The organism is Mesorhizobium sp. NPDC059025 (genome assembly GCF_042739655.1).
Taxonomy (GTDB): Bacteria; Pseudomonadota; Alphaproteobacteria; order Rhizobiales; family Rhizobiaceae; genus Mesorhizobium.
In genome coordinates, this window is the sequence record NZ_JBHYIM010000002.1 from 708,972 (window position 1) to 731,205 (window position 22,234).

Consider the following 22,234-nt stretch of genomic DNA (forward strand, 5'->3'; position numbering starts at 1 on the left):
TTGGAAACCGCTCCGAGGCGTCAGTTCCTCACGAGCGTTTCCCACGCAGCAAAAGGTCGAAGTCCTTCCTGACCTTTCGCGACGTCTCTTTGAGGTGCGCTTCCAGCACCGTGAAATCCGGCAGATCGGTTGCTGCCAAAAGGAGGTCGACCAGACCCGGCGGCACGTCATCGCGTTCGAACGTGCTGGTCAGGCACAGCCTGATCATCTGGGTAACCGACAAATACAGCGAATATGCGTCGCAAAGCGCGTGCCGGATCTCGGGATCGGCAAAGTTCGGCGCCAATCTCGCCAAAGTCTGCGCGGTGCCGGGTGTGCGGGCATCGCCTTCAAGCTGATCTGTGATGGTCGCCACCTGGGCGACAAATTCCAGGTCGATCAGACCGCCGGGAATGAGTTTGATGTCCCATAGATCGTGCGGCGGTTTCTCGTCCTCGATCAGCTTGCGCATCTCGACAGCCTCAGCCGCCACCTTGGCGCGGTCGCGCGGCTGCGCCAGGATGTTCTCCACCTCCCGTTCGATTTCTGCGCACAGAGCGGCATCACCGGCAACCGCCCTCGCCCGCGTCAGCGCCATCTGTTCCCAGGTCCAGGCTTCCTGCCGCTGATATTTGCGGAAGGCGTCGACATGCGTCGCCACAGGCCCCTTGTTGCCGGATGGCCGCAACCTCAGATCGAGCTCGTAGAGCACACCTTCGGCTGTAGGTGCCGAAACAGCAGCAATCAGGCGCTGCGTCAGGCGAGCGAAATAGTGCGATGGCGCCAGCGGCTTCTCGCCATCCGACTCCTCCGCCTGCTCGTCATGGTCATAAAGCAGGATAAGATCGACGTCCGAGCCCGCCGTCAGCTCGCGGCTGCCCAGCTTGCCCATCCCAAGAAGCGCGATCCTGCCTCCCGGGATGCGGCCGTGGCGTTGGGCAAACTCCTCCACCACCGCCTCCAGTGCCGCTCCGATGGTCAGGTCGGCGAGATCGGAAAAGGCACGGCCGGCGCGCGCCGCATCGATGGAACCGGCCAGAAGCCGTACACCGATGAGGAATTTCTGCTCGGCAGCGAAGATACGCAGGCGATCGAGCACCTCTTCGTAGGCGCGGTCGCCGTCAATGAAGGCCGCCAGCCTCGCTGAAAGATAGGTGCGATCCGGCAGCTCGGTGAGCAGCGCAGGGTCGAGCAGGCCGTCGAACACATGCGGGCGGCGCGTGATGATTGCCGCCAGCCGCGGCGCGGCACCCATGATGGTCGCCATCAACCTGAGCAGCCCCGGATTGGACTGCAGCAGCGAAAACAGCTGGATGCCCGCCGGCAAGCCGGACAGGAACTCGTCGAAGCGCATCAGCGCCTCGTCAGCGCGGCGCGTCTTGCCGAATGCCTCCAGGAGTGCGGGCGTAAGTTCGGTCAGCCGCTCGCGTGCCTCCGCCGATCGCGTCACCTTGTAGCGGCCGAAATGCCAGGTGCGGATGACGCGGCAAATGTCGCTTGGCCGTTGGAAGCCCAGCCCGAGCAATGTCTGCAGGGTGTCGGGATCATCGACATCACCGGTGAAGACCAGATTGCCGACGCCGGCCGATAATTCGGGCGCGGCTTCGAACAACGCCGCATAGTGGCCTTCCACCTGCTGCAAGGCAGCGCGCAGCGTTGCCGAAAAAGTCCCGGCGTCCTTGTAGCCCAGCATGTGGGCGATGCGCTCCAGCCCCTCGTCGTCCTCCGGCAGCATGTGGGTCTGCTCGTCGGCCACCATCTGGATGGCGTGTTCGACGCGGCGCAGGAACCAGTATTGCTTGGTGAGAACGTCGCGTGCTTCGGGCGTGATCCAGCTGCGCTCTGCAAGTTGACCAAGCATCGGCACCGTCTCGCGCCCTCGCAATTCCGGAAACCGGCCACCCGCAATGAGCTGCTGGGTCTGTACGAAGAATTCGATCTCGCGGATACCGCCGCGGCCGAGCTTCACGTTGTGGCCTTTGACCGCAACCTCGCCATGCCCCTTGTGGGCGTGGATCTGGCGTTTGATCGAATGAACGTCGGCGATCGCCGCATAGTCCATGTATTTGCGCCAGACATAGGGCTGGAGTTCCTTGAGGAAGGCCTCGCCTGCAGCGATGTCGCCAGCCACGGGCCGTGCCTTGATCATCGCGGCGCGCTCCCAGTTCTGCCCCCTGCCCTCATAGTAGGTCAGCGCAGCCTCCACCGGGATCGCCAGCGGCGTCGAGCCGGGATCCGGCCGCAACCTGAGATCGGTGCGGAAGACATAACCATGTTCGGTGCGATCCTGGAGGATGCGAACCAGACGGCGGGTCAACCGGGAAAACAGCTCGGTGGCATCGAGCGGATCGATCACCGCCGGAGCCTCCGGCTCGAAGAAGACGACGAGGTCGATGTCTGAGGAGAAGTTCAGCTCATGGGCACCGAGCTTGCCCATGCCGAGCAGGATCCAGCCTGACTTCAGCGTCGGTTTCTTCGGATCCGCGAGCTTCAGCTTGCCCTGTTCGTGGGCGTCGCGCAGCAGAAAATCGACTGCCGCGCGGATCGAGGCGTCGGCCAGATCGGAAAGCCTGCGCACGGTCAGCGACGTCTCGGCAACCCCGGCCAGATCGTCGAGTGCGATCAGGAAATGCGCCTCGGCCTTGAGACGGCGCAACTCCATCATCAGGCTCTGCTCGGAAACGTTCTCCAAGCGCGACGCGGTGCCTATCATCTCGGCCACCGCGGCAAGACGCTGTTCGACGGTTTCGTCGAACAACGCATCCAGTATCTGCGGACGGCGTCTCGCCACATCGCGCAGGAACGGAGAAAGATCGAAAACGGCAGCCAGGAAATCCTGTGCGTCCCCCGTGCCGGCCAGAAACGTGGCCAAACGCGGCAGTTCGTCTTCCCTGGCCGCCGCCGCCATGTCGGCAAGTTCCTCGCGTCCATGGCCGACATCGAGCGGCGCAAGTTTCAATTTCGGCTGCAGCCGAAATCCCACCTTCTTGCGCTCAGCCGCTGCACTTGCCGTCATCCGTTTCTCCCCGACGAAACTTCCCGCTCCGGGAAGCTCATGACGACGCATAGTCCAGGATCGGCAGGTTGCAGATCAAGGGTGCCCTTGTGGAATTTCATGATCGCCTTGGCAAGGCTGAGCCCAAGTCCCGATCCAGGTTGCGAACGGCTCTTTTCCAGCCGCACGAACCTTTCGGTGACGCGCGCACGGTCGGCGTCGTCAGGGATACCCTGGCCATTGTCGGCCACGGTGAGCCTGATCATGCCTGCCATGCGTTCGAGCGTGACCCGCACCATCGGGCTGGCCGTAGCATCGACCGAATACTTGATGGCATTGTCGACGATGTTGGACAGCGCCTGCCCGACCAGTTCGCGGTTGCCATCGATCAGATATGGCCCGCTGACATTGGTTTCCAGGCCGACGCCCGCTTCCTCTGCCACTGGCTCATAGAGATCGACGACATCGCGGACGGTGGCGGCCAGGTCGACCTGCGTCACGTTCTCGGACGAATAGCCAGCCTCAAGCCGAGAGATCATCAGGATCGCGTTGAAGGTCCTGATAAGCTGGTCGGACTCCGCGATCGTGCCTTCGAGGGCGGCCTTGTAGTCGGCCGCACTGTGTTTGCCCGACAGCACCGCCTCCGCGCGATTGCGCAGCCTGGTCAGCGGCGTCTTGAGATCATGTGCGATGTTGTCGGAGACCTGTTTCAGGCCCTCGTTCAACGTGGCGATGCGCGCCAGCATGGCATTGAGGTTCTCGGAAAGCCGGTCGAACTCATCGCCTGCTCCGCTGACAGGAAGCCGGCCGGTCAGGTCGCCGCCCATGATGCGGCGGCTGGCCTCCGACACGTTGTCGATGCGCTTGAGCGCGGTGCGGCCAACCAGGAACCAGATCAGCAATGCGCCCAGTCCCATCATGCCGAGCGTCAAGGTGAGCGCCCGACGAACCACGCTGCGGAAACGCTCGGGCTCGCCGAGGTCACGGCCGACGAGCAGGATCATCTGGTTGGGCAGCCGTACTACAAGGGCAATGGCGTCATGGCCCTTGTTGCGGCGTATCTGGGCCGGCGCCTGCCCCGATGGCTTGCTGGTGTCGTTCGCGCCCTGCGCCTGCTCGCCGCCGCTTTCGCCATAGCGTTCGTAGGAAAACGGGATCTCCGTCCAGCCTTCGCGGGCAATCACCCCGGGCTCGATGCTCTGGACGTTGCCGGCCAGGACCTCACCGTTTGGATCGGCGATCATATAGAGATTGGCGCCGGGCGCGCGCGAGCGCCGCTCCATGGTGCGCACGAGAAATGGCAGGCCGCCCCGCTGGTAGGAACGGGCAAGATCGGCCACTTCCTCGTTGATGGTTTCCTGTGTTTGCGCCGTCAGCATGCGCGCCGACAGCGAGGTCATGTAGAAGACCAGCAGGACCGCGCAGATCGCGAACAGCAGAAGATACAGCGCGGAAAGGCGCGCTGCCGTCGTCTTCATGATGGCTGGCACGGTCAGGGCCATCGAGACCTAACCGCCGCTCTTCAGCATGTAGCCGGCGCCGCGAATGGTGTGCAGGATCGGCTTTTCGAAGCCCTTTTCGATCTTGCCGCGCAGCCGCGACACATGCACGTCAATGACATTGGTCTGGGGATCGAAATGATAGTCCCAGACGTTTTCGAGCAGCATCGTGCGCGTCACCACCTGGCCGGCATGACGCATCAGATATTCGAGCAGGCGGAACTCGCGGGGCTGCAGGACAATCTCCTTGCCGGCGCGCTTGACCGAATGCGACAGCCGGTCGAGCTCGAGATCACCGCTCCTGTAGACCGTCTCGCTCTCCTTCACGCCGGCGCGGCGGTTCAGGACCTCGACACGCGCCAGCAGCTCCGAGAAGGCATAAGGCTTGGTCAGGTAATCATCGCCGCCCGCGCGCAACCCGGTTACGCGATCATCCACTTCGCCGAGCGCCGACAAAATGAGCACCGGCGTGGTGTTTCCGCGCGAACGCAGTGCCGCAATGACGGAAAGCCCATCACGACGCGGCAGCATGCGGTCGACGACCATGACGTCATACTCGCCGCTGTCGGCCAGAGCGAAGCCGGTCTCACCGTCGCCGGCGACATGGGCGGTATGGCCTGCCTCGGTGAAGGCCTTTTCCAGATAGTCGGCGGCTTCCCGATCGTCTTCGATGATCAGAATCTTCATCGAGCCGTTATACGCAATTTCCGAAGCCGTTGCGGCAGACATCTCTGGACATCCTGTGATTTTGCGGCAGCGGGACGAGAGCCCCGCTGCCGCTGAGGTCGGACACTACTGACTGACACGCCGACCATGCTTCCTTCACGGTGATCCGGGGGTGCGACACCACCGCTCCGGAAGCAGAGTTTTCCGGGCGCTGAAACCATCCCCAGGACGGCCAACATCCGAAAGACACCGACAGGCACCGGATATCCGGCCCGCCTGGCTCAGTGCCCCCACTGCCCCAGGCGTTTCCGGCACTCCCTTGCCAGCGGCGATCGATCAGCCCTTGGCGACCGGCAGCGTCACGAAGCGGTTGGCGTCTTCGCGGCTGATCTGCACCAGCACCTGCTTGCGACCGGCTTTCTGCGCTTCCTTCATCGCATTGGAGATGTCGGATGCCCCGGCGATCTCCTGGCTGTTGATCGCAGTGATGACGTCGCCCGCCTGGATGCCACGATCAGCGGCATCGCTGTCGGGATCGACCTCGGTCACGACCACGCCCTTGCCGTTGTCGGACTTGGTGACCGTCAGGCCGAGGTCGGCCAGGGAGTTGGTCCCCGACGGCTCCGACGGCTTGCCGGCCGACGCCATCTTGTCCCCATTCGGCAGCTTGCCGAGGTCGACCTTGATGGTCTCTGCCTTGCCACCGCGCCAAACGGTGACATCCACCGACTTGCCGGGCTGGTAGGCGCCGATCAGGCGGGCCAGTTCCTTGGTGGTCGCGACATCCTTGCCGTCGACCTGGGTGATGACGTCACCGGCGACAATGCCAGCCTTCTTGGCAGGGCTATCGTCCTGGGCACCGGAAACCAGCGCACCCTTTTCAGCCTTCAAGCCGAGCGATTCGGCGATATCGGCAGTGACCGGCTGGATTTCGACACCGAGCCAGCCGCGTTCGATCGTGCCGCCCTTCATCAGCACTTCCACGACCTGCTTGGCGGTGGAAGCCGGAATGTCGAAGGCGATGCCGACGCTGCCGCCCGAAGGCGAGAAGATCGCGGTGTTGATGCCGACCACCTGGCCGCTCTGGTTGAAGGTCGGGCCGCCGGAATTGCCGCGATTCACCGGTGCGTCGATCTGGATGAAATCATCATAAGGGCCGGCGCCGATGTCGCGGCCGCGAGCCGAGACGATACCCGAGGTAACGGTGCCGCCGAGACCGAACGGATTTCCGACGGCCACCACCCAGTCGCCGACACGGACCTTGGAGTCGTCAGCGAACTCGACATAGGTGAACTTCTGGTCCTTGTTGTCGACCTTGAGCACGGCGAGGTCGGTGCGCTGGTCGGTACCGACCAGCTTGGCGTCGAATTCCTTGCCATCGGTCATGACGACGGTGAAGGCGGTGCCACCATCGACGACGTGGTTGTTGGTGACGATGTAGCCGTCCTCGGAAATGAAGAAGCCTGAGCCCTGCGCAACCGGACGCGGCTCGCGATTGGGGTTTTCACGATGCTGGAAGCTGCGGCCACCCTGGCCGTTGGGACCGCGGAACTCCTTGAAAAAGCGCTTGAGCTGCGGATTGTCCTGGAAGAAATCGGGAGCGTCGAAGGGCATGCCGCCGTCATCGGATGCCGGCTGGACCTTGGCCTTGACCTGCACCGAAACAACGGCAGGCGAGACCTTCTCGACGAGATCGGCAAAACCCGGAACCTGGGGAGCCTGAACATTGACGGCCTCGGCCATCACGGGGGCCGTGCCGGTCGTCACCGCGCCGAAGCCGATGGCGCCGGCGATCGCCAGCGAAGCGGCTGCAGCGGCAAGGCGCGAACGGGTGCGGGAAGAAGTAGGGGTAGCAGTCATGAATCCGTTATCCTCTAGAACTGGACGCTCAAGCGGCATCCTTCGGGACAACAGATAGAGAAGCCGACATTACCGCTTCATTTCCGGTAGATGAAACTTTGGTAATGTTGGTCAGCCGCTGTGCATTTTTCCTGAAATTGCTCAATCGCGCTTCAGGATCGCGTCGAGCCTGGCCTTTTCATCCGTGCTCAATCCAGCCGTTTCCTGCGCTCTCGGCCGACGTGCCGACCGCAACATGAACGCCCCGCCGATCAGAAGCAGCAGAACGGGTGTCCCCCACAGCAGAGCCGTGCGCCATTCGAAACGCGGCTTCAAAAGCACGAACTCGCCGTAGCGCGAGACGACATAGTCGATGACCTGCGTGTCGCTGTCGCCGGCTTTGAGCCGATCGCGCACCAGGACGCGCAGGTCGCGCGCAAGATCGGCATCGGATTCGTCGATGGACTGGTTCTGGCAGACCATACAGCGCAAGCCGGCCGACAGTGAGCGCGCGCGCGCTTCCAGTGCCGGGTCGGACAACATCTCATCGGGTTTGACGGCAAAGGCGCTGCCTGAAGCCAGCAGCACCAATCCCAAGACCAGGCCGGCGACAAAACCTCGCATCGTCATGACACGGTTGCCGCCGCTGCCGGCTTGCCCTTGCGCTTGGCTGGCGCACCGACCCGCAGGCGCCGGTCGGCCAGGGACACCGTACCACCCGCCATCATGACCAGACCACCCAGCCAAATCAGTGTCACCAGCGGCTTCCACCAGATGCGCGCGACGACCGAGCCGTCGGCGGACTCATCACCGAGTGCGATGTAAAGCTGGCTGAAGCCGATCGTCTTTATGCCGGCCTCGGTGGTCGGCATCTGGCGGGCCGGGTAGAAACGCTTGGACGAATTGATCGTGCCCGTCACCTGGCCGCCTGCATTGATCAATTCGAAGCGGGCACGATCCTCGTTGAAGTTCGGTCCCTTCATCGGCTGGATTCCGTCGAACCGCACAATCCGGCCGGCAACTTCGACCGTCTGCTGCGGCTTCATGGTCAGGATGTGCTCTTCACCGAAATTCAATGTGCCGACCATGCCGATCAGCGTGACGCCGAGGCCGGCGTGGGCGAGCGCGGTTCCAAAGACCGAGCGCGGCAGGCCAACGAAGCGACGCAGCATGATCCGAGGCGCCACGGAACCGAAACCCGATTTCATCGCCAGGTCGGTGGCCGCCCCCAGGATCAGCCAGACGGCGAGGCCAGTGCCGAAGGCAGCGAGGACCGACCCGCCATCGATGAAGAACAGCACGACCAGCGCAGCCAGCAAGGCGGCCCCGAAAGCCGCCATCAACCGCTGTGCGGCGGCAAACATGTCGCCGCGCTTCCAGGCGAGCAGCGGGCCGAATGGCACCAGCAGCAGGAGCGGTACCATCAGCGGACCGAACGTCAGGTTGAAGAAGGGCTCGCCGACTGAAATCTTGTCTCCCGTCACTGCCTCCAGCGCGAGTGGATAGAGCGTACCGATCAGCACGGTTGCCGTCGCGGTGGTCAGGAACAGATTGTTCAGCACCAGCGCGCCCTCACGCGAAATCGGCTGGAACAGGCCACCCGCCGTCAGCGAGGATGCACGCAGCGCAAACAACGCCAGCGAACCGCCGATGAAAAAGAGCAGGATGCACAGAATGAAGACGCCGCGCGACGGGTCCGTGGCAAAGGCGTGAACTGACGTCAGCACCCCGGAGCGCACCAGGAAAGTGCCGAGCAGCGACAGCGAGAAGGTGAGAATGGCGAGCAGCAGTGTCCAGATCTTGAGAGCCGAGCGCTTTTCCATGACGATGGCGGAGTGCAGCAGTGCAGTCCCTGCCAGCCAAGGCATGAAGGAGGCATTCTCGACCGGATCCCAGAACCAGAAGCCGCCCCAGCCAAGCTCATAGTAGGCCCAGTAGGAGCCCATCGCGATGCCGCCGGTAAGGAATATCCAGGCCACCAGCGTCCACGGCCGTACCCAGCGCGCCCAGGCGGCATCGATGCGGCCATCGATCAAGGCAGCGACAGAGAAGGAGAAGCAGATCGAGAAGCCGACATAACCGAGATAGAGCAGCGGGGGATGCACCGCCAATCCAAGATCCTGCAGGATCGGATTGAGGTCGCGTCCTTCGACCGGAGCCGGGATCAACCGGGTAAAAGGGTTGGATGTCGACAGGATGAACAGCAGGAACGCGACGCCGATCGAGCCCTGAACGGCCAGCACGTTTGCCTTGAGGCTGGCCGGCAGATTGGCGCCAAAGGCCGCGACCAGGGCACCGAAGAAAGCCAGGATCAGGACCCACAGAAGCATGGAGCCTTCGTGATTGCCCCAGGTCCCGGTGAGCTTGTAGATCATCGGCTGCAGCGAGTGCGAATTTTCCCAGACGTTCACGACCGAAAAGTCGGAACCGGCATAGGCAACCATCAGCGCAGCGAAGGAAAGCGCCGTCAGCGCGAAACCGGTGATGGCGGTGGGCGCGGCCACTGCCATCATGCGTTCATTGCCGAGCCGGGCGCCGACCAGCGGCACGACGGTCTGGATCAATGCCAGTGCAAAAGCCAGAACCAGGGCGAAATGACCGATCTCAACCATGCCCGCTATTTAACCTGTGTTTCCTGCCACACGCCCTTGGCCTTCAACCCGTCGGCGACTTCCTTGGGCATATAGCGTTCGTCGTGCTTGGCCAGCACGCTATCGGCAACGAAAACGCCATCGGAGCCAAATGAACCTTCGGTGATGACGCCCTGCTCTTCACGAAAGAGGTCCGGCAGGATGCCTGTGTAGGTTACCTTCACGGCGTCGTGCGTGTCGGTCACGGCAAAGGACACGGTTGTCCCCTGGCCGCGCACGATCGTGCCCTTTTCCACCAGCCCGCCGAGCCGGATACGCTGGCCTGGCGCGACGTTGGCGGCAGCAAGATCGCCCGGCATGTAGAAGTAAGAGGCCTTCTGACCGAGGGCATAAAAAGTCAGGGCCGCCGCGATCGACAGGAAACCCAGCCCCGCCACGATCACCGACAGTCGTTTCTGCTTGCGCGTCATCGCCTACTCCGTTGCCGCGAGGCCGAGTTTACCGGCAAAGGCTGTGAATTGCTTGGCTTCCGGACTATCGGCGCCAAAAACCGCGATCCCGCGCCGCAGCGCAGCGCGGGCCTCGTCGGTCTTGCCCAGCACGACATACGAACGCATGAGGCGCATCCATCCTTCCGTGTCGCGCGGGTTCTGCTTGAGCTTTTCATCGAGGCTGGCCACCATCGTCTCGATCATGGCGCCGCGCTGCTCGTCCGACAGCGACGAAGCGGCGGCGACATCGCCTTCCGACGGGCCGCCTTGGGGCGGAACAGGATTGGTCTTCAGGCTCGCCAGCGCCTGTCCAACGGCCTTGCGCCATGGAGAATCCGCCGGCAGCGTCGTCTGCAGTCTCTGAAGTGTGGCGACCGCTTCCGGCTTGCGGCCCTCCTGCGAAAATGCCAGCGCCAGATAGAAGTTCGCCTTTGGATCGTTCGGCTCAAGCTTCAACGCGGTCTCGAAGGCAGCCTGTGCATCGGCCGAAACCACCCCGCCGGCGTCATTGACCATTGCCTCGCCCAGCCCTGTCTGGCGAGCGGCATTGTCTCCTTCGAGCCGGATCGCGTTGCGGTAGGCAGTGACGGCGTCGCCAAACCGGCCGATGCGCAGATAGATCGGGGCCAGAACATCCCAGCCACGGCCATCGGTGGGGTTCTTTACCAGATGCGCTTCGGCTCTCGCCACCAGTTCATCAACCGAACTATCCGCCGGATTCTTCGCAAGGCGCTCCGCGAGAGGCTGGGAGGGCAAGTCCGGCGAGCCGAGACGGCCATAGATGCCCCAGCTCAAGAGAGGCACGGCCAGCACCGCGACGACGGACAGCAGACGGACGATTTTCGACCCGGAGCCGGAATCCTGTAGCGCGGTTTCATTGCCGCCCAGGCGCAGGATACGGCGACCGATTTCAGCACGGGCCTGCTCGGCCTCGGCCGGCTGGATCAGCCCACGCGACAGGTCACCGTCGAGTTCTCTGAGCTGGTCGCGATAGACTTCGAGATCGTGCGCATTTTGAGAATCCTGCCCCCTCCCCCCTCCGGCGAGAGGCAACAGCACGGCCAGGCTCGCGCCCAGCGTCAGCACCGCGGCTATGACCCAAAACAGCATGGCACTTCCAATAGCGGTCCGGCTTCGTCCTGCCAACACAAGCGTCCTGCGACGCTTTGACAGAATTGCGGCCAGGAGACTTTGATCGAGCGCAAATGCCCGGCTAAAGCCCTTGGAAAATCGTGGTAGCAGCGGTTAGAGCGTTTCCGTTTTTCACGGAAACGCGGAAACGCTCCAGCCTTTTGTTTTTACGCAATTCCGGACGGAAAACCGTTACACACTTTTCCTGGAATTGCTCTAGGTCAGCGGTGTCCAGCTGCCGTCCGAGTTGCGGCAGGCTGTGCCACGCGCAATCTGGCCGGCGCCACCCGAATAGACCGTGTGGCGATACTGACGGCAATCCTGGGAACCGACACGGTATGGCTGCGCCGCGACGACCTCGCCATAACGGCTGGATTGATCGCTCTTCCAGGTCACTGTCTGGCCACTGGCAGTATACTCGAGCGCCTTGTATTCAGCCTCCAGCGCCTTGCGCTTTTCGGTCGTGGTCAGGTTCGCCCCGATATTGCCGCTGATAAGGCCACCGCCCATTTCCGAAAGCACAGTAGAGGCAATCGAGGAACCGTCAGAACCCGATTTCGGAGCGATATCAGGTCCGCTTCCATTCGACCCTGTCGTGCTGCAGCCGGCCAGCGCCAGCATTCCGGCAACGAGGCCCATGCGAATCGTCATGCTGTCAAAATTCCCCTCTTCGCCGCGCAATCGGCGGCGGCCGCGGCGATAATCCCGATATTGGGCTGAAATTGGGCCATGTGCCACCCCCATAACACGTTCTTCACTGGACGCTGCGCAGGCGCACGATCGCTTTCAGGCCTCCCATCGTCGAACGCTCGAGCGCGAGCGTGCCGCCATACTCCTTGATCAGGTCAGCAACTATAGCCAGTCCCAGCCCTGTCCCGGGCTTCGTCTCATCCAGCCGCTTCCCGCGCTGCAGCGCCTCTCGCGCCTTGTCCTCGGGGATCCCCGGACCATCATCCTCGATCAATATCTCGAACTGCTCGCTGCTTTCGCCGGCCGCGACCACCGGCCTGACCGTAACCTTTGCATTGCCGCGCGCCCATTTCATGGCGTTCTCGAGCAGGTTGCCCATCATCTCTTCAAGATCTTCGCGCTCTCCGGCAAAGATGATGGCCTCGACAGGCAGCGAAAGCGAAAGCGTCACCTTGGGGTTCAGCTTCTGCATCACGCGCACCATGCGTTCGGCCAACGGCGTGACCGGCGTGCGATACACCACGCTGTTGCGCTGGGCGGCGATGCGCGCCCGCTGCAGATAGTGCTCGACCTGCTTTTGCATCGACGCAGCCTGATCGGTGATCAACTGGCCTTTCTGCCCGCCAAGCGCCCGTCCCTCGTTCAGGAGTACGGCAAGCGGTGTCTTCAGCGAATGCGCCAGGTTGCCGACCTGCGTGCGCGAGCGCTCGACGATGCGCTTGTTGTTCTCAATCAGCGCGTTGGTCTCGTTGGCCAAAGGCTCGATCTCCGCCGGGAAATGCCCATCCAGGCGCTGCGCCGTCCCCTCGCGCACCAGCGCCAGGGCCGCCCGGACCCTTCGCAAGGGCTGTAGACCAAGCAGAATGGCGATTGCGTTGATGGCGATCATGCCAGCGCCAAACAACGACAGGTAGGTAAGCAGCCGGCCCTGGAACGACCGGATTTCCTCTTCCAGCTCGCTCTTGTTGCCCATCACCCTGAAACGAGCGATGTGGTTCTTCGCGTCCAGCACGAATTCGCTTTCGAAGACCTGCAGCTCCTCGCCCCTCAGCCCTTTTGTCGAATAGCTGCGCTGGAAGCTGGAGTTGAACGGCACTTCGCCGATGCCCGGTGAAGGCAGCGTCTGCGCCATCATCGACGATGAACGCAAGTGGCCGCTGACACCTTCCGAGGCCGGTTCGACCGACCAATACCAGCCGGAAAAAGGTTCGGAGAAGCGCAGGTCGCCGAGATCCGGCGCACCGATCAACACGCCCTTGTCCGAGATGCCGACAGATCCGATCAGGTTGAAGAGATGCGCCGAGAGCAGGCTGTCGAAACCGCGTTCACTGGCCTGACGGTAGAGCGTGGTGATCAGGGTGAAGATGACGACCAGCGTCAGCACCGCCCAGATCGACGAGAAGGCAACAACACGAAAGGTCAGCGAACGCAGCCAGAAACGCAGCGGCGCCTTCGTCTTCGAGCGTTTGGTGGTGGCAAGCGGTTCCGCTTTACGCCTCCGGTTCACGCATGCGGTATCCCATGCCGCGCACGGTCTCGATCATGTCGACACCCATCTTCTTGCGCAGCCGGCCGACAAAAACTTCGATGGTATTGGAATCGCGATCGAAATCCTGATCATACAAATGTTCGACCAGCTCAGTGCGAGACACCACCTCCCCCATGTGGTGCATGAGGTAGGCAAGCAGCCGGAACTCGTGCGACGTCAGCTTCAGCGGCACGCCGTCGACGTCGGCCTTGGACGCTTTGGTATCCAGGCGCAATGGGCCGCAGGTCAGCTCGGATGACGCATGGCCGGCAGCGCGGCGAATGAGCGCGCGCACGCGGGCCAGCACTTCTTCGATGTGGAAAGGCTTTGTCACATAGTCGTCGGCGCCGGCATCGATACCGGAAACCTTGTCGCTCCAACGATCGCGCGCCGTCAGCATCAGCACCGGCATCTTGCGGCCATCCCGGCGCCATCGCTCGACGACACTGATGCCGTCCATCTGCGGCAGGCCGATATCGAGCACGACCGCGTCATAGGGCTCGGTATCGCCGAGATAGTGACCTTCCTCGCCATCATAGGCGCGGTCGACCACATAACCCGCGTCGACAAGCGAATCGGCGAGTTGCCGGTTCAGTTCCTTGTCGTCCTCGACCACCAGTACGCGCATTATGCCTCATGTCGTTCTGTTGTATTGTTCGGATATAGATCGATCCGGAACGCGGAAACCGGATCAGCCCGCTGGCACCACCATCTCGGCCCTGCGCGGGCGCTCTCCGTCCTTGCCCGGCACCAGCACGACAATCACGCACACCTCCTGTCCACCGCGGTTGGCGGACGAGGCCTTGGCGAGCGTACCACCGTTCTGGGCCGCGACTTCCTGGCCGATCGCGTAACAGTCGGCCGCGACGGTCACAACCTGTCTGGTATAGGCGGGAGACGAGATCGGCATGGCACTCGCCGGAGCGGCGGCAATCAGCCCGCCGACGCAAAGCGCCAGCAAAAATGACCGAAGAGTGGAGCGGATCCTGTTCATGGCGCCTTTATTAGCGCATCGGGGCTGAACACGAAATGAACACCGGCGACTGCGTCTCCCTACCACGTCCTTAATGGCAAACCGCGCGGACCTTAACCGATACGTTCGACGGCAGACAACCGTTCAGACGAAGCGATCCGATCATGGATGACAACCTCCCACTGCCAAGACGGGTAGAAACACCGGCGAGCAGACATTTTCAGCCCTTGCCTGCGTGGCTGCCGCGACTATGGTCGCCGATAATTCAAATCCAACCAGCAACACAGAGCATCATATGAAACTTGGCTTCGTCGGCACGGGCGCACTCACCGCAGCGATTGTCACAGGGCTCAAATCGGTGGCCGACAACTCGGTGTCGGTGCTTCTGTCGCCACGCAACGAAGAGATCGCTGCAAACCTCGCCTTGCGTTTTGAGGACGTGCAGGTGGCGAGCAACAATCAGGCCGTGCTCGACGGCAGCGACACGGTGATGCTGGCGGTGAGGCCACAGGTCGCACACGAGGTCATCCCATCGCTGCGATTCAGGGCGGACCATCACATCGTCAGCCTGATCGCGACGCTCTCGCTGGAGGAGATCGCTACGCTGGTTGCGCCAGCCCACAAGCTGACCAAGGCGCTGCCGATGCCGATGATCGCGTTGAGACAAGGCGCCACCATCATCTGCCCGCCCGACAAGGATATCGCTGCTCTCTTCGGTGGACTTGGCAAGGCCATCGAGGTGGAGAGCGCAAGCGAGTTCGACGCTCTCAGCGTCGTGACAGCGACTTATGCCAGCTTCTTCAAATATCTCGATACCGTTCACGTGTGGCTCAAGGCCCAGGGCGTCGATGACACCAAGGGGCGCGACTATATCGCCACCCTGTTCAAGGCGCTGGCCAATGCACCCGACGCTTCGCCTGCCAGCGGCTTCATGCATCTGTCGCAGGAATACGCGACACGCGACGGCATCAACGAGCAGATCCTGCGCGAACTGACGGACGCCGGACTGTTCGACACTTTCACCCAAAGCCTGGGCGGCGTGCACAAACGCATCGTTGCTTCGCGGACATAGGCGCGGGGATCACCCGGAGTGGTCAAGTCTGGCCAGCCCCCAGGCAGGGGCTGGCCTTTCTGGTCGCCTTATTTCACTTCGCCAACCGGTTGTACTTCTTCAGGGCTTCCCGCAACCTGTCGTGCGGAATGGCAAAGGAGACATTGTCGTCGCGTCCCTTCATGGTCTCGGCCGCGACCATGGCGTTGATGATCGCCTCTTCCGTCGCATCCGCAGTAGCATGGAACAGCGGATTGATCTTGTCGTTGGAGACCATCTCGACCGTCGTGTTCTTCTCCTGATTGAAAGCCTCCGGATTGGCGGTCGAGAAGGTGATGAAGATGTCGCCGCTGCCATTGCCGCCATAACCACCCGTCTTGGCGATGCCGAGCGGCACGCGGCGGGCGAGCCGCTTCAGCTGATGCGGCAACAACGGCGCATCAGTCGCGACCACGACGATGATCGACCCCGCCTCCTCGCGTTTCCATGACACATCCGGCATCAGGTCGGTGATCTCCTTGCCGACCGGGGCACCGGCAATGGTGAGATCTGCTCGCGAACCGAAATTGCCCTGGACCAGAACGCCGACATTGTAGCCACCATCCTCGGCCGACAGTTTTCGCGAGGCCGTGCCGGTGCCGCCCTTGAAGTTGAACAGGTTCATGCCCGTGCCGCCGCCGACATTGCCTTCCGCGATTGCACCGGGTTTGGCCGTATCGAGCGCGGCGTAGACATGTTCCTTCTTCACATGCATGCCGTTGATGTCATTCAAGATGCCGTCCCAGGTCTCTGCTACCACCGGCAACCTCCAATAGAGATCGCGGAAATGCGGCCCGACGAGGTTGTTCTCTGCCTCCCAGGAGATGACAGAGTCGCGGACGACGCCGACACTGTGCGTGTTCGTGATCATGATCGGGCCCTCGAGGAAACCGCTTTCCTCGATCCAGGTCGTCCCGGTCATCTCGCCATTGCCGTTCAGCGAATACCAGCCGGCGAAAGACGGCCCGAACGCCTTGCCACGCGGCAGGATTGCGGTGACGCCGGTGCGCACGGGTCCCTTTCCAACCGCAATCTTGCCTTCGCCTTCGATGATCGTCGAATACCCGACGGTGACGCCCGGCACATCGGTGATGGCGTTGTTTGGCCCGGGCGTCCCTTCGAACGGAATGCCGAGGTCGCGGGCACGCGGTTTATCGGCAGCCGACGCAGCAGCTGCACTCACAGCCAGAGCGATGCCGCACATCGCCCCGACCAGACTTCTGTTTGCACGTTCCATGGTGTCTCCTCCACTCTGATGAAAACGCGCTCAGTCCTCCTTTGATCTTTCGATCAACCAAGCGACAAATGCATATCGCCATCAGGAAATGGAAGCGGCAACCATCATTGACGCTACGTCAATGCAAAGGCGGGTTCTGGACCAAAGGCTGGAGCCAGCACGGCAGGCGGCCCCGGCCGCAGCTCGAACATTGTCGATGCCCAAAAAGGAATGGCCCGACCAGGGGCCGGGCCATTCCTCGGTGAGATATCACCTCGATAAAAAGAGCGAATGACTGGAGGTCAAGCCGGCACCCGCTAAAGGAGAAATGCTTAGAAATCGCGCTGGAAGCGGAGGATGCCGCCGACGCTGCTTTCCTTGTCCGCACCGGACCAGCTGCCACGGTAGTCGGCCTTGCCGAACTTGCCTTCATTGACATAGTCAACTTCGGCCGTGACGGTGAAGCCCGGAACCAGCTGATGCGCGACGTTGACGGCGACGCCAAGCGTCTCGCCTTCGTCATACGACACCTGGGCGTTCAAAGAGGTCTTCTCGTTGAACTTGTAGGTGCCGCCGCCCCAGACGGCCCAGTTGCCGCCCCATGGCTTGTAGAAGCTGCGGTAGATGTTGTCGTCCGTACCGTAGCCGCCCATGATGAACAGCGAGATCTGGTCGGTTGCGTTCACGTCCAGGCGAACCTTGCCGGCCCACTCTTCCCATGAGGAGTTGTAGGCAACGACGCCGGAGATACCACCCCAGCCCTGCGTGTACTTGGCGCCGACCACGACGTTTGGAACGTAGCTGTCGATGGTCTGGTCGTTGCCAGGAGCGAAGACCCAGTTGCCGGCACCGTCCTTCACATAGGTGTTGTAGCTGCCCGAGCCCTGTTCGAGCGACACGATCGCGGAGAAACCATTGCCGCCGTCGAAGGTGTAGCTGATCAGGTTGGTATCGAACTCGCCGTATGGAACCAGCGTATCCTGGATGACGTTGGCAGCGTAGCCCGAGAAGGTGTCGTAAGCAGACTCGTCCTTACCAACGCGCAGACCACCGAGCTGAATCCAGGCCCACTTGAGCTGGATGTCGCCCTTGTTGCCGGCTTCACCGCTGCCATCACGGTTGCCGAAGTTGAAACGGGTCTCGGTAAAGGTCTTCAATGTACCGAACTCGGTTTCCTGACCGGTCCAGGTGCGCAGGGCGAGGCGGGCGTTCTTCTGCCAGGTGTCCTGCTCATCGCCATTGAGGCGATCACGGGTCTTGGCGCCGTCAAACGAGCCAAGATCGCCGAGGCCGGCATCGTAACGGACATAACCGCCGATACGCAGGCAGGTCTCGGTGCCCGGGATATAGAAATAGCCGGCGCCGTAGACGTCGCAGATCTTGACGTATTCTGCCGGTTCCGGCTCTGCGACGACGACGGCGTCGGCGGCGCGAGCGCCGGAAACGGCGATCATTGCCGCGGCCGAGCCGAGAAGAAGGGTGTGGATTTTCACTGATATCCCCTGTTCGTACTTTCGGATCGTCAAGTTCCCCCAGTCGCAAGCAAAATGCCGCCGGAAGTTCCCGATCCGAACGGACGGACTATGCATAATTTGTGGCATCGGCCTTGATAACAAAAATGTTACCGATCTGTAACATCAAAAATAATATATAAGTACCCATTTGGCTACCACCTGTGTTCAAATAACTGATTTCACATATGAATTTGACATTCACCAGAAATCTAATGTAATAGTCTTAATTTCCATACCGATTTTGGCGACGCGAATTTCGTTTCAATTGTGCAGTTGTCGCGTTGCAATAAAGACACAATTGGTCAGGCGACCATAGAACCAGGCGCCTTGGATTGCTTCTGATCGAAAATCTGCTGAGCATGATGGATCGCGTGGGCATTGCTTTCAGACCAATCGCGCAGCACGCCAAGGGGTAGTTTCAGGGAATTGCCCAGCGCCGTGAGGGTGTATTCGACACCGGGCGGTGTGGTGTCGACGAGGTGGCGATTGACAAGGCCGTTCCGTTCGAGTCGCCGCAGTGACTGCGTCAGCGTTTTCTGGCTGATGCCTTCCACCTGACGCTTGAGCGCATTGAAACGTGCCGCACCTCCGTCGAGGTAGATCCGCCGCAGCACGACGAGGGTCCATTTGTCGGAGAAAAGTTCGAACATCGTATCCCCGTCGACGGCCAAGCGGTCGGTGACGTGATCGTTCATAACTGTCTCCTGATTTGCTTCCCCCCAAATCGAAACTCGCGCAGTAACAGCCGTAGGCTGCTTTGGTTCCTTCACAATTTCGGATTTTTGCACCGCCCTTGCCGGCGCCCGCACGAACGCAGGATAATCAGAACCTGCGCAACCGCCTGCGGTTGCTAGCTTGGCGTGTGATGACACCCGGCTGCATGCAAGTTCCCGCCATAGGAAAACTGCACCAAACCAAAAGGGACCTCTGAGCCAAAGCCTGTACCAATGGCTCCGAGGAACCCCCAGCCCTAGCTGTCACGTAACTGCGCCACCGTCACCAGCCGAGGGTCTCCACGCTGCAGGTCTACGCCGTAGAACGGCACACTATCCTGGCGATCCAGCAGGATCGGCGTTGTGGCTCGCCCAAGCAACAAGGCTTCGCAGGCCTCGCCAAATGATCGGCCGGCCAGATAGAGCCCTTCGGCTACGACATTGGTGCAGAAGACCCTGCCCTGCCCGTCAATGTAGATGGTTTCATAACCGAGGCCATCCTCGGCGATGCCAACGATGGTCAAGCCGAGCGCAGCTTCCAGTTCTTCGATCTGCTCGTCGACTTCGCCAATCGATCCAAACGACAATGCCATGCGGGCACAGGTCTCGCCGGTTCCGCTTTCTCCAACCACAAGGCCAGCGAATTCACGCAGGATAGCAATTGACGGATGCTCCTTTGGCACGATGACAGTGCCGTCTCTCCACCGGTCTGGCCGCCATCCAGCTGAGACGAAGAGCGGTTCGATAGAGGCAGGGATGGCGAAAGCAACCATGTCGAGACCATGCGACGAAAAGCACTGTGTTCGCAACAACCCTGCTTTGCGCGAGAAGCTGGATCATCCTTGCGGATGACAGGATTGCCACCCGTTGGCTGCTAGGCTGATCCGTATTTGCAGGGAGGACAAGCCATGCAGGCTGGCGAGGACAAGCCCGTGGTGATCGTCACCGGTGGCGGTAGCGGTATCGGCGCCGCCGTCGCCGAACGGCTCGCCAACTCCCATCGCGTCGTCATCTGTGGCCGCCGCAGGAATGCCCTCGATGCGATCGCTGCGCGTACCGGCGCGGATGCTATCGCGCTGGATGTCACCGACCACGCTGCGGCACGTGAGATGGTGACACACACCGTGGAACGCCACGGGCGACTGGACGGCCTTGTCCTTAATGCGGGCATCATTCTCTCCGCTTCGATCGCCGAACTTCCCATCGCGGATTGGGATCGGCAGATCGCAGTCAACCTGACGGCGCCCTTCGTCATGACCCAGGCCGCGCTGCCACATCTCCTGGCCAGTCGCGGTGCCGTGGTTGCTGTGAGCTCGGTGGGCGCAGTGCAAACCGGCCCAGGCATCTCGGCCTACTCGGCCGCCAAAGCTGGAATCAGTCAGTTCATCAGATGTCTCGCTTATGAATACGCGCGTCACGGCCTGCGCGCGAATGTCGTTGCACCGGGTTGGATTCGCAGCGAGATGGCGGATGAGGAAATGCGTGCGCTGCCGATCGGCAGCGATCTGGAGGCTGCCTACGCCAAGGTCAGCGAACACGTTCCCCAACGCCGAGCCGGTTCCTCGATGGAAGCGGCCGAGGTCATCGCCTTCCTGTTGTCGCCGGCGGCCTCCTTCGTCAACGGCGCGGTCTATGCCGTGGATGGCGGTTCGCTCGTTGCCAATTCCGGCATGACCTATGTCGATGGGCTGGACGCCGGATAACCGGCCTACCGCAACTGGACCAACCCGGCATCTGTCGCGCTGAACCCGCAAGCCGCGAAATAGAAATCCCGCAGATGCGGGTCGAAATCGACATGCAGCCACTCGCAGCGCGACGCCTTGGCATTGTGGACAGCGACCCGCACCAGTTGCGATGCATAGCCGCGGCGGCGGCGCGCTGAATGCACCATCGTATCGAGCAGGAAAGCATGCACGCCACCATCCCAGGCAACATTGACGAAGCCGATGAGATCGCTCCCGATCCGCAGGGTCACCCAACCCAGGCTGAAACGGTTGACCTGAGACCACCAATCATCGTCAAACTGCGCATGTTCGAAGCATTCGGCATGCAATGCATTCAACTCGTCGTTCTCGAAAGCGCCGCGCCATAGAAAGTGCGGCAGGGAGCGATCCGGCGTTGTATCCAGGCTTGCTGTCATCCGTCCTTATCGCCAGCCACTGCCTTTGAGACAAGGTGTTCGCGAACCGGGCTGCTTGTGCCAACGGTTGCAGCGTTCAGTCGCCAGAAGATGGGTTTATCCTGGCATCGCGCTTCCGCGGCAGCGACCAACGACAAACCCGTAGCCTCAAGGAAGATCAGATGACGGAACACCGCATTGTCGCCGCCACTCCCGAGCCAAGGACCCGCGACAGCCTGATCCGCGATCTGCGGCATCTGGGTGTGAAAGCCGGCGAGACGTTGCTCGTCCATTGCGCCCTGAGCAGGCTGGGCTGGGTCTCAGGCGGCGCGGAAACGGTTGTGCGCGCCTTGCTTGGCGCGATCACCGAGACCGGCACATTGGTGATGCCCGCACAGTCGTCACAGCTCAGCGACCCTGTGCACTGGCAGGCCCCGGCCGTTCCCGAAAACTGGATCGAGATCATTCGTGAAACCTTGCCGGCCTTTGATCCGCTCACCACGCCGACCCGTGATATGGGTGCTGTCGCAGAGTTGTTCCGCACCTGGCCGGGTGCGCGGCGAAGTCTGCACCCGACCTGCTCCTTCTCGGCCCTCGGCCCCTCGGCGGAGACGATCACCGAGCGGCAACTGCTGGCAGAGCCTTTCGGCAAGGATGGTCCTCTTGGATATCTCCATCGATCGTCAGCACGTATCCTGCTGCTCGGCGCAGAGTTCGACGCATGCACCGCTTTTCATCTGGCCGAACACATGGCCTGGCCATCCCTGCCGAGGATCGCGGAAGGGTCTCCCCTCATCGTGGACGGGCAACGCCGCTGGGTCAATTTCAGCATTGCGACCGGAGATGCAGACCGGTTTCCGAAGATAGGAAAGGAATTGATACGCCAAGGCCTTGTCCAGACCGGAACGGTTGGCTCCGCAACCTGTCATCTGATGTCTATGCCGGCAGTCGTCGATGCCGCTGCCAGGATCATGGCTGCGCAGCAACCTCCTTCCGGATGATGTACATGGAAGAAACGGTACATGGAAAGGTCGTCGCGCGCGGATACGCCGCCGCCCTTTACCCTCCCTTCACCAATCGCGCATCCAATGGTGAAGCCCTTGCCAGTACCGCCGCAATCGACCAATAGTCGGCTCGGCAACCGAAATGGGGCCGCCTGCGTTCCTGATTGCGCGGCAAACGAGTATACTGACGCCACGG

20 protein-coding genes are annotated in these 22,234 nt (G+C 61.7%); 3 read left to right on the forward strand and 17 right to left on the reverse strand.

Annotated features, from left to right (window positions below; translation table 11 throughout):
- Nucleotides 1-28: 28 nt before the first annotated feature.
- The 12 genes from ACFWYE_RS07725 to ACFWYE_RS07780 form a co-directional block, all read right to left on the reverse strand.
- Nucleotides 29-2,995, reverse strand: coding sequence for a bifunctional [glutamine synthetase] adenylyltransferase/[glutamine synthetase]-adenylyl-L-tyrosine phosphorylase (locus ACFWYE_RS07725; protein ID WP_379110553.1), 2,967 nt, complete (start codon nucleotides 2,993-2,995; stop codon nucleotides 29-31).
- Entirely contained in the window at nucleotides 2,992-4,476 is a 1,485-nt protein-coding gene (locus tag ACFWYE_RS07730) for an ATP-binding protein (RefSeq protein WP_379110555.1), read from the reverse strand. Before ACFWYE_RS07730 ends, ACFWYE_RS07725 begins: the two co-directional genes overlap by 4 nt.
- 6 nt (nucleotides 4,477-4,482) lie before the next feature.
- Complete coding sequence (locus tag ACFWYE_RS07735; protein WP_326891276.1) at nucleotides 4,483-5,160, reverse strand: response regulator transcription factor; 678 nt, start codon at nucleotides 5,158-5,160, stop codon at nucleotides 4,483-4,485.
- A gap of 315 nt (nucleotides 5,161-5,475) precedes the next feature.
- Entirely contained in the window at nucleotides 5,476-6,999 is a 1,524-nt protein-coding gene (locus ACFWYE_RS07740) for a Do family serine endopeptidase (protein ID WP_379110557.1), read from the reverse strand.
- A 141-nt stretch (nucleotides 7,000-7,140) separates the two neighbouring features.
- Nucleotides 7,141-7,608, reverse strand: a complete 468-nt coding sequence (locus ACFWYE_RS07745) for a cytochrome c-type biogenesis protein (RefSeq protein WP_379110558.1) — start codon at nucleotides 7,606-7,608, stop codon at nucleotides 7,141-7,143.
- Nucleotides 7,605-9,590 (reverse strand): heme lyase CcmF/NrfE family subunit, encoded by a 1,986-nt coding sequence (locus ACFWYE_RS07750; RefSeq protein ID WP_379110560.1) that lies wholly within the window; start codon nucleotides 9,588-9,590, stop codon nucleotides 7,605-7,607. Before ACFWYE_RS07750 ends, ACFWYE_RS07745 begins: the two co-directional genes overlap by 4 nt.
- A gap of 5 nt (nucleotides 9,591-9,595) precedes the next feature.
- Complete coding sequence (ccmE, locus tag ACFWYE_RS07755; protein ID WP_129410490.1) at nucleotides 9,596-10,039, reverse strand: cytochrome c maturation protein CcmE; 444 nt, start codon at nucleotides 10,037-10,039, stop codon at nucleotides 9,596-9,598.
- A 3-nt stretch (nucleotides 10,040-10,042) separates the two neighbouring features.
- Nucleotides 10,043-11,170, reverse strand: coding sequence for a c-type cytochrome biogenesis protein CcmI (ccmI, locus tag ACFWYE_RS07760; protein ID WP_379110562.1), 1,128 nt, complete (start codon nucleotides 11,168-11,170; stop codon nucleotides 10,043-10,045).
- Between the two features lie 237 nt (nucleotides 11,171-11,407).
- A complete protein-coding gene (locus tag ACFWYE_RS07765; protein ID WP_379061255.1) occupies nucleotides 11,408-11,842 on the reverse strand; it encodes a hypothetical protein in 435 nt (144 codons plus the stop codon).
- Nucleotides 11,843-11,945: 103 nt separating this feature from the next.
- Nucleotides 11,946-13,388, reverse strand: coding sequence for an ATP-binding protein (locus ACFWYE_RS07770; protein WP_379061257.1), 1,443 nt, complete (start codon nucleotides 13,386-13,388; stop codon nucleotides 11,946-11,948).
- On the reverse strand, nucleotides 13,372-14,037 hold the full coding sequence (locus ACFWYE_RS07775) for a response regulator transcription factor (protein WP_129410493.1): 666 nt from the start codon (nucleotides 14,035-14,037) through the stop codon (nucleotides 13,372-13,374). Before ACFWYE_RS07775 ends, ACFWYE_RS07770 begins: the two co-directional genes overlap by 17 nt.
- Nucleotides 14,038-14,100: 63 nt before the next feature.
- On the reverse strand, nucleotides 14,101-14,403 hold the full coding sequence (locus ACFWYE_RS07780) for a hypothetical protein (RefSeq protein WP_379110563.1): 303 nt from the start codon (nucleotides 14,401-14,403) through the stop codon (nucleotides 14,101-14,103).
- A gap of 274 nt (nucleotides 14,404-14,677) precedes the next feature.
- Between ACFWYE_RS07780 and ACFWYE_RS07785 the strand changes: the two genes are divergently transcribed.
- On the forward strand, nucleotides 14,678-15,454 hold the full coding sequence (locus ACFWYE_RS07785; protein WP_379110565.1) for a pyrroline-5-carboxylate reductase: 777 nt from the start codon (nucleotides 14,678-14,680) through the stop codon (nucleotides 15,452-15,454).
- Between the two features lie 73 nt (nucleotides 15,455-15,527).
- On the opposite strand, the gene ACFWYE_RS07790 is transcribed toward ACFWYE_RS07785, so the two are convergent.
- The 4 genes from ACFWYE_RS07790 to ACFWYE_RS07805 form a co-directional block, all read right to left on the reverse strand.
- Nucleotides 15,528-16,709, reverse strand: a complete 1,182-nt coding sequence (locus ACFWYE_RS07790) for a P1 family peptidase (protein WP_379110566.1) — start codon at nucleotides 16,707-16,709, stop codon at nucleotides 15,528-15,530.
- 311 nt (nucleotides 16,710-17,020) lie between these two features.
- Complete coding sequence (locus ACFWYE_RS07795) at nucleotides 17,021-18,181, reverse strand: porin (RefSeq protein WP_379110567.1); 1,161 nt, start codon at nucleotides 18,179-18,181, stop codon at nucleotides 17,021-17,023.
- Nucleotides 18,182-18,504: 323 nt separating this feature from the next.
- Nucleotides 18,505-18,897 carry a winged helix-turn-helix transcriptional regulator gene (locus ACFWYE_RS07800; protein ID WP_379110569.1) on the reverse strand — a complete coding sequence of 131 codons (393 nt, stop codon included), beginning with the start codon at nucleotides 18,895-18,897 and terminating at the stop codon, nucleotides 18,505-18,507.
- A gap of 275 nt (nucleotides 18,898-19,172) precedes the next feature.
- Complete coding sequence (locus ACFWYE_RS07805; protein WP_379110571.1) at nucleotides 19,173-19,688, reverse strand: SUKH-3 domain-containing protein; 516 nt, start codon at nucleotides 19,686-19,688, stop codon at nucleotides 19,173-19,175.
- Between the two features lie 135 nt (nucleotides 19,689-19,823).
- Between ACFWYE_RS07805 and ACFWYE_RS07810 the strand changes: the two genes are divergently transcribed.
- A complete protein-coding gene (locus ACFWYE_RS07810; RefSeq protein ID WP_379110573.1) occupies nucleotides 19,824-20,618 on the forward strand; it encodes an SDR family NAD(P)-dependent oxidoreductase in 795 nt (264 codons plus the stop codon).
- Between the two features lie 5 nt (nucleotides 20,619-20,623).
- Here the strand turns inward: ACFWYE_RS07810 and ACFWYE_RS07815 are convergent, their stop codons facing one another.
- Nucleotides 20,624-21,055 carry a GNAT family N-acetyltransferase gene (locus tag ACFWYE_RS07815; protein ID WP_379110575.1) on the reverse strand — a complete coding sequence of 144 codons (432 nt, stop codon included), beginning with the start codon at nucleotides 21,053-21,055 and terminating at the stop codon, nucleotides 20,624-20,626.
- Nucleotides 21,056-21,216: 161 nt separating this feature from the next.
- Between ACFWYE_RS07815 and ACFWYE_RS07820 the strand changes: the two genes are divergently transcribed.
- The gene (locus ACFWYE_RS07820; RefSeq protein WP_379110577.1) at nucleotides 21,217-22,035 is read left to right on the forward strand and encodes an aminoglycoside N(3)-acetyltransferase; all 819 of its coding nucleotides are present in this window, start codon (nucleotides 21,217-21,219) and stop codon (nucleotides 22,033-22,035) included.
- The last annotated feature ends 199 nt before the right edge of the window (nucleotides 22,036-22,234 follow it).

Bases quoted from the DNA above. Each gene is read 5' to 3' on its own strand.
- ACFWYE_RS07775 (WP_129410493.1), bottom strand. From the start codon at position 14,037: ATGCGCGTACTGGTGGTCGAGGACGACAAGGAACTGAACCGGCAACTC.
- ACFWYE_RS07735 (WP_326891276.1), bottom strand. From the start codon at position 5,160: ATGAAGATTCTGATCATCGAAGACGATCGGGAAGCCGCCGACTATCTG.
- ACFWYE_RS07725 (WP_379110553.1), bottom strand. From the start codon at position 2,995: ATGACGGCAAGTGCAGCGGCTGAGCGCAAGAAGGTGGGATTTCGGCTG.
- ACFWYE_RS07785 (WP_379110565.1), top strand. From the start codon at position 14,678: ATGAAACTTGGCTTCGTCGGCACGGGCGCACTCACCGCAGCGATTGTC.
- ACFWYE_RS07750 (WP_379110560.1), bottom strand. From the start codon at position 9,590: ATGGTTGAGATCGGTCATTTCGCCCTGGTTCTGGCTTTTGCACTGGCA.
- ACFWYE_RS07790 (WP_379110566.1), bottom strand. From the start codon at position 16,709: ATGGAACGTGCAAACAGAAGTCTGGTCGGGGCGATGTGCGGCATCGCT.
- ACFWYE_RS07765 (WP_379061255.1), bottom strand. From the start codon at position 11,842: ATGACGATTCGCATGGGCCTCGTTGCCGGAATGCTGGCGCTGGCCGGC.
- ACFWYE_RS07800 (WP_379110569.1), bottom strand. From the start codon at position 18,897: ATGAACGATCACGTCACCGACCGCTTGGCCGTCGACGGGGATACGATG.
- ACFWYE_RS07730 (WP_379110555.1), bottom strand. From the start codon at position 4,476: ATGGCCCTGACCGTGCCAGCCATCATGAAGACGACGGCAGCGCGCCTT.
- ACFWYE_RS07740 (WP_379110557.1), bottom strand. From the start codon at position 6,999: ATGACTGCTACCCCTACTTCTTCCCGCACCCGTTCGCGCCTTGCCGCT.
- ccmE (WP_129410490.1), bottom strand. From the start codon at position 10,039: ATGACGCGCAAGCAGAAACGACTGTCGGTGATCGTGGCGGGGCTGGGT.
- ACFWYE_RS07780 (WP_379110563.1), bottom strand. From the start codon at position 14,403: ATGAACAGGATCCGCTCCACTCTTCGGTCATTTTTGCTGGCGCTTTGC.
- ACFWYE_RS07815 (WP_379110575.1), bottom strand. From the start codon at position 21,055: ATGACAGCAAGCCTGGATACAACGCCGGATCGCTCCCTGCCGCACTTT.
- ACFWYE_RS07820 (WP_379110577.1), top strand. From the start codon at position 21,217: ATGACGGAACACCGCATTGTCGCCGCCACTCCCGAGCCAAGGACCCGC.
- ACFWYE_RS07745 (WP_379110558.1), bottom strand. From the start codon at position 7,608: ATGACGATGCGAGGTTTTGTCGCCGGCCTGGTCTTGGGATTGGTGCTG.
- ACFWYE_RS07810 (WP_379110573.1), top strand. From the start codon at position 19,824: ATGCAGGCTGGCGAGGACAAGCCCGTGGTGATCGTCACCGGTGGCGGT.
- ACFWYE_RS07805 (WP_379110571.1), bottom strand. From the start codon at position 19,688: ATGGTTGCTTTCGCCATCCCTGCCTCTATCGAACCGCTCTTCGTCTCA.
- ccmI (WP_379110562.1), bottom strand. From the start codon at position 11,170: ATGCTGTTTTGGGTCATAGCCGCGGTGCTGACGCTGGGCGCGAGCCTG.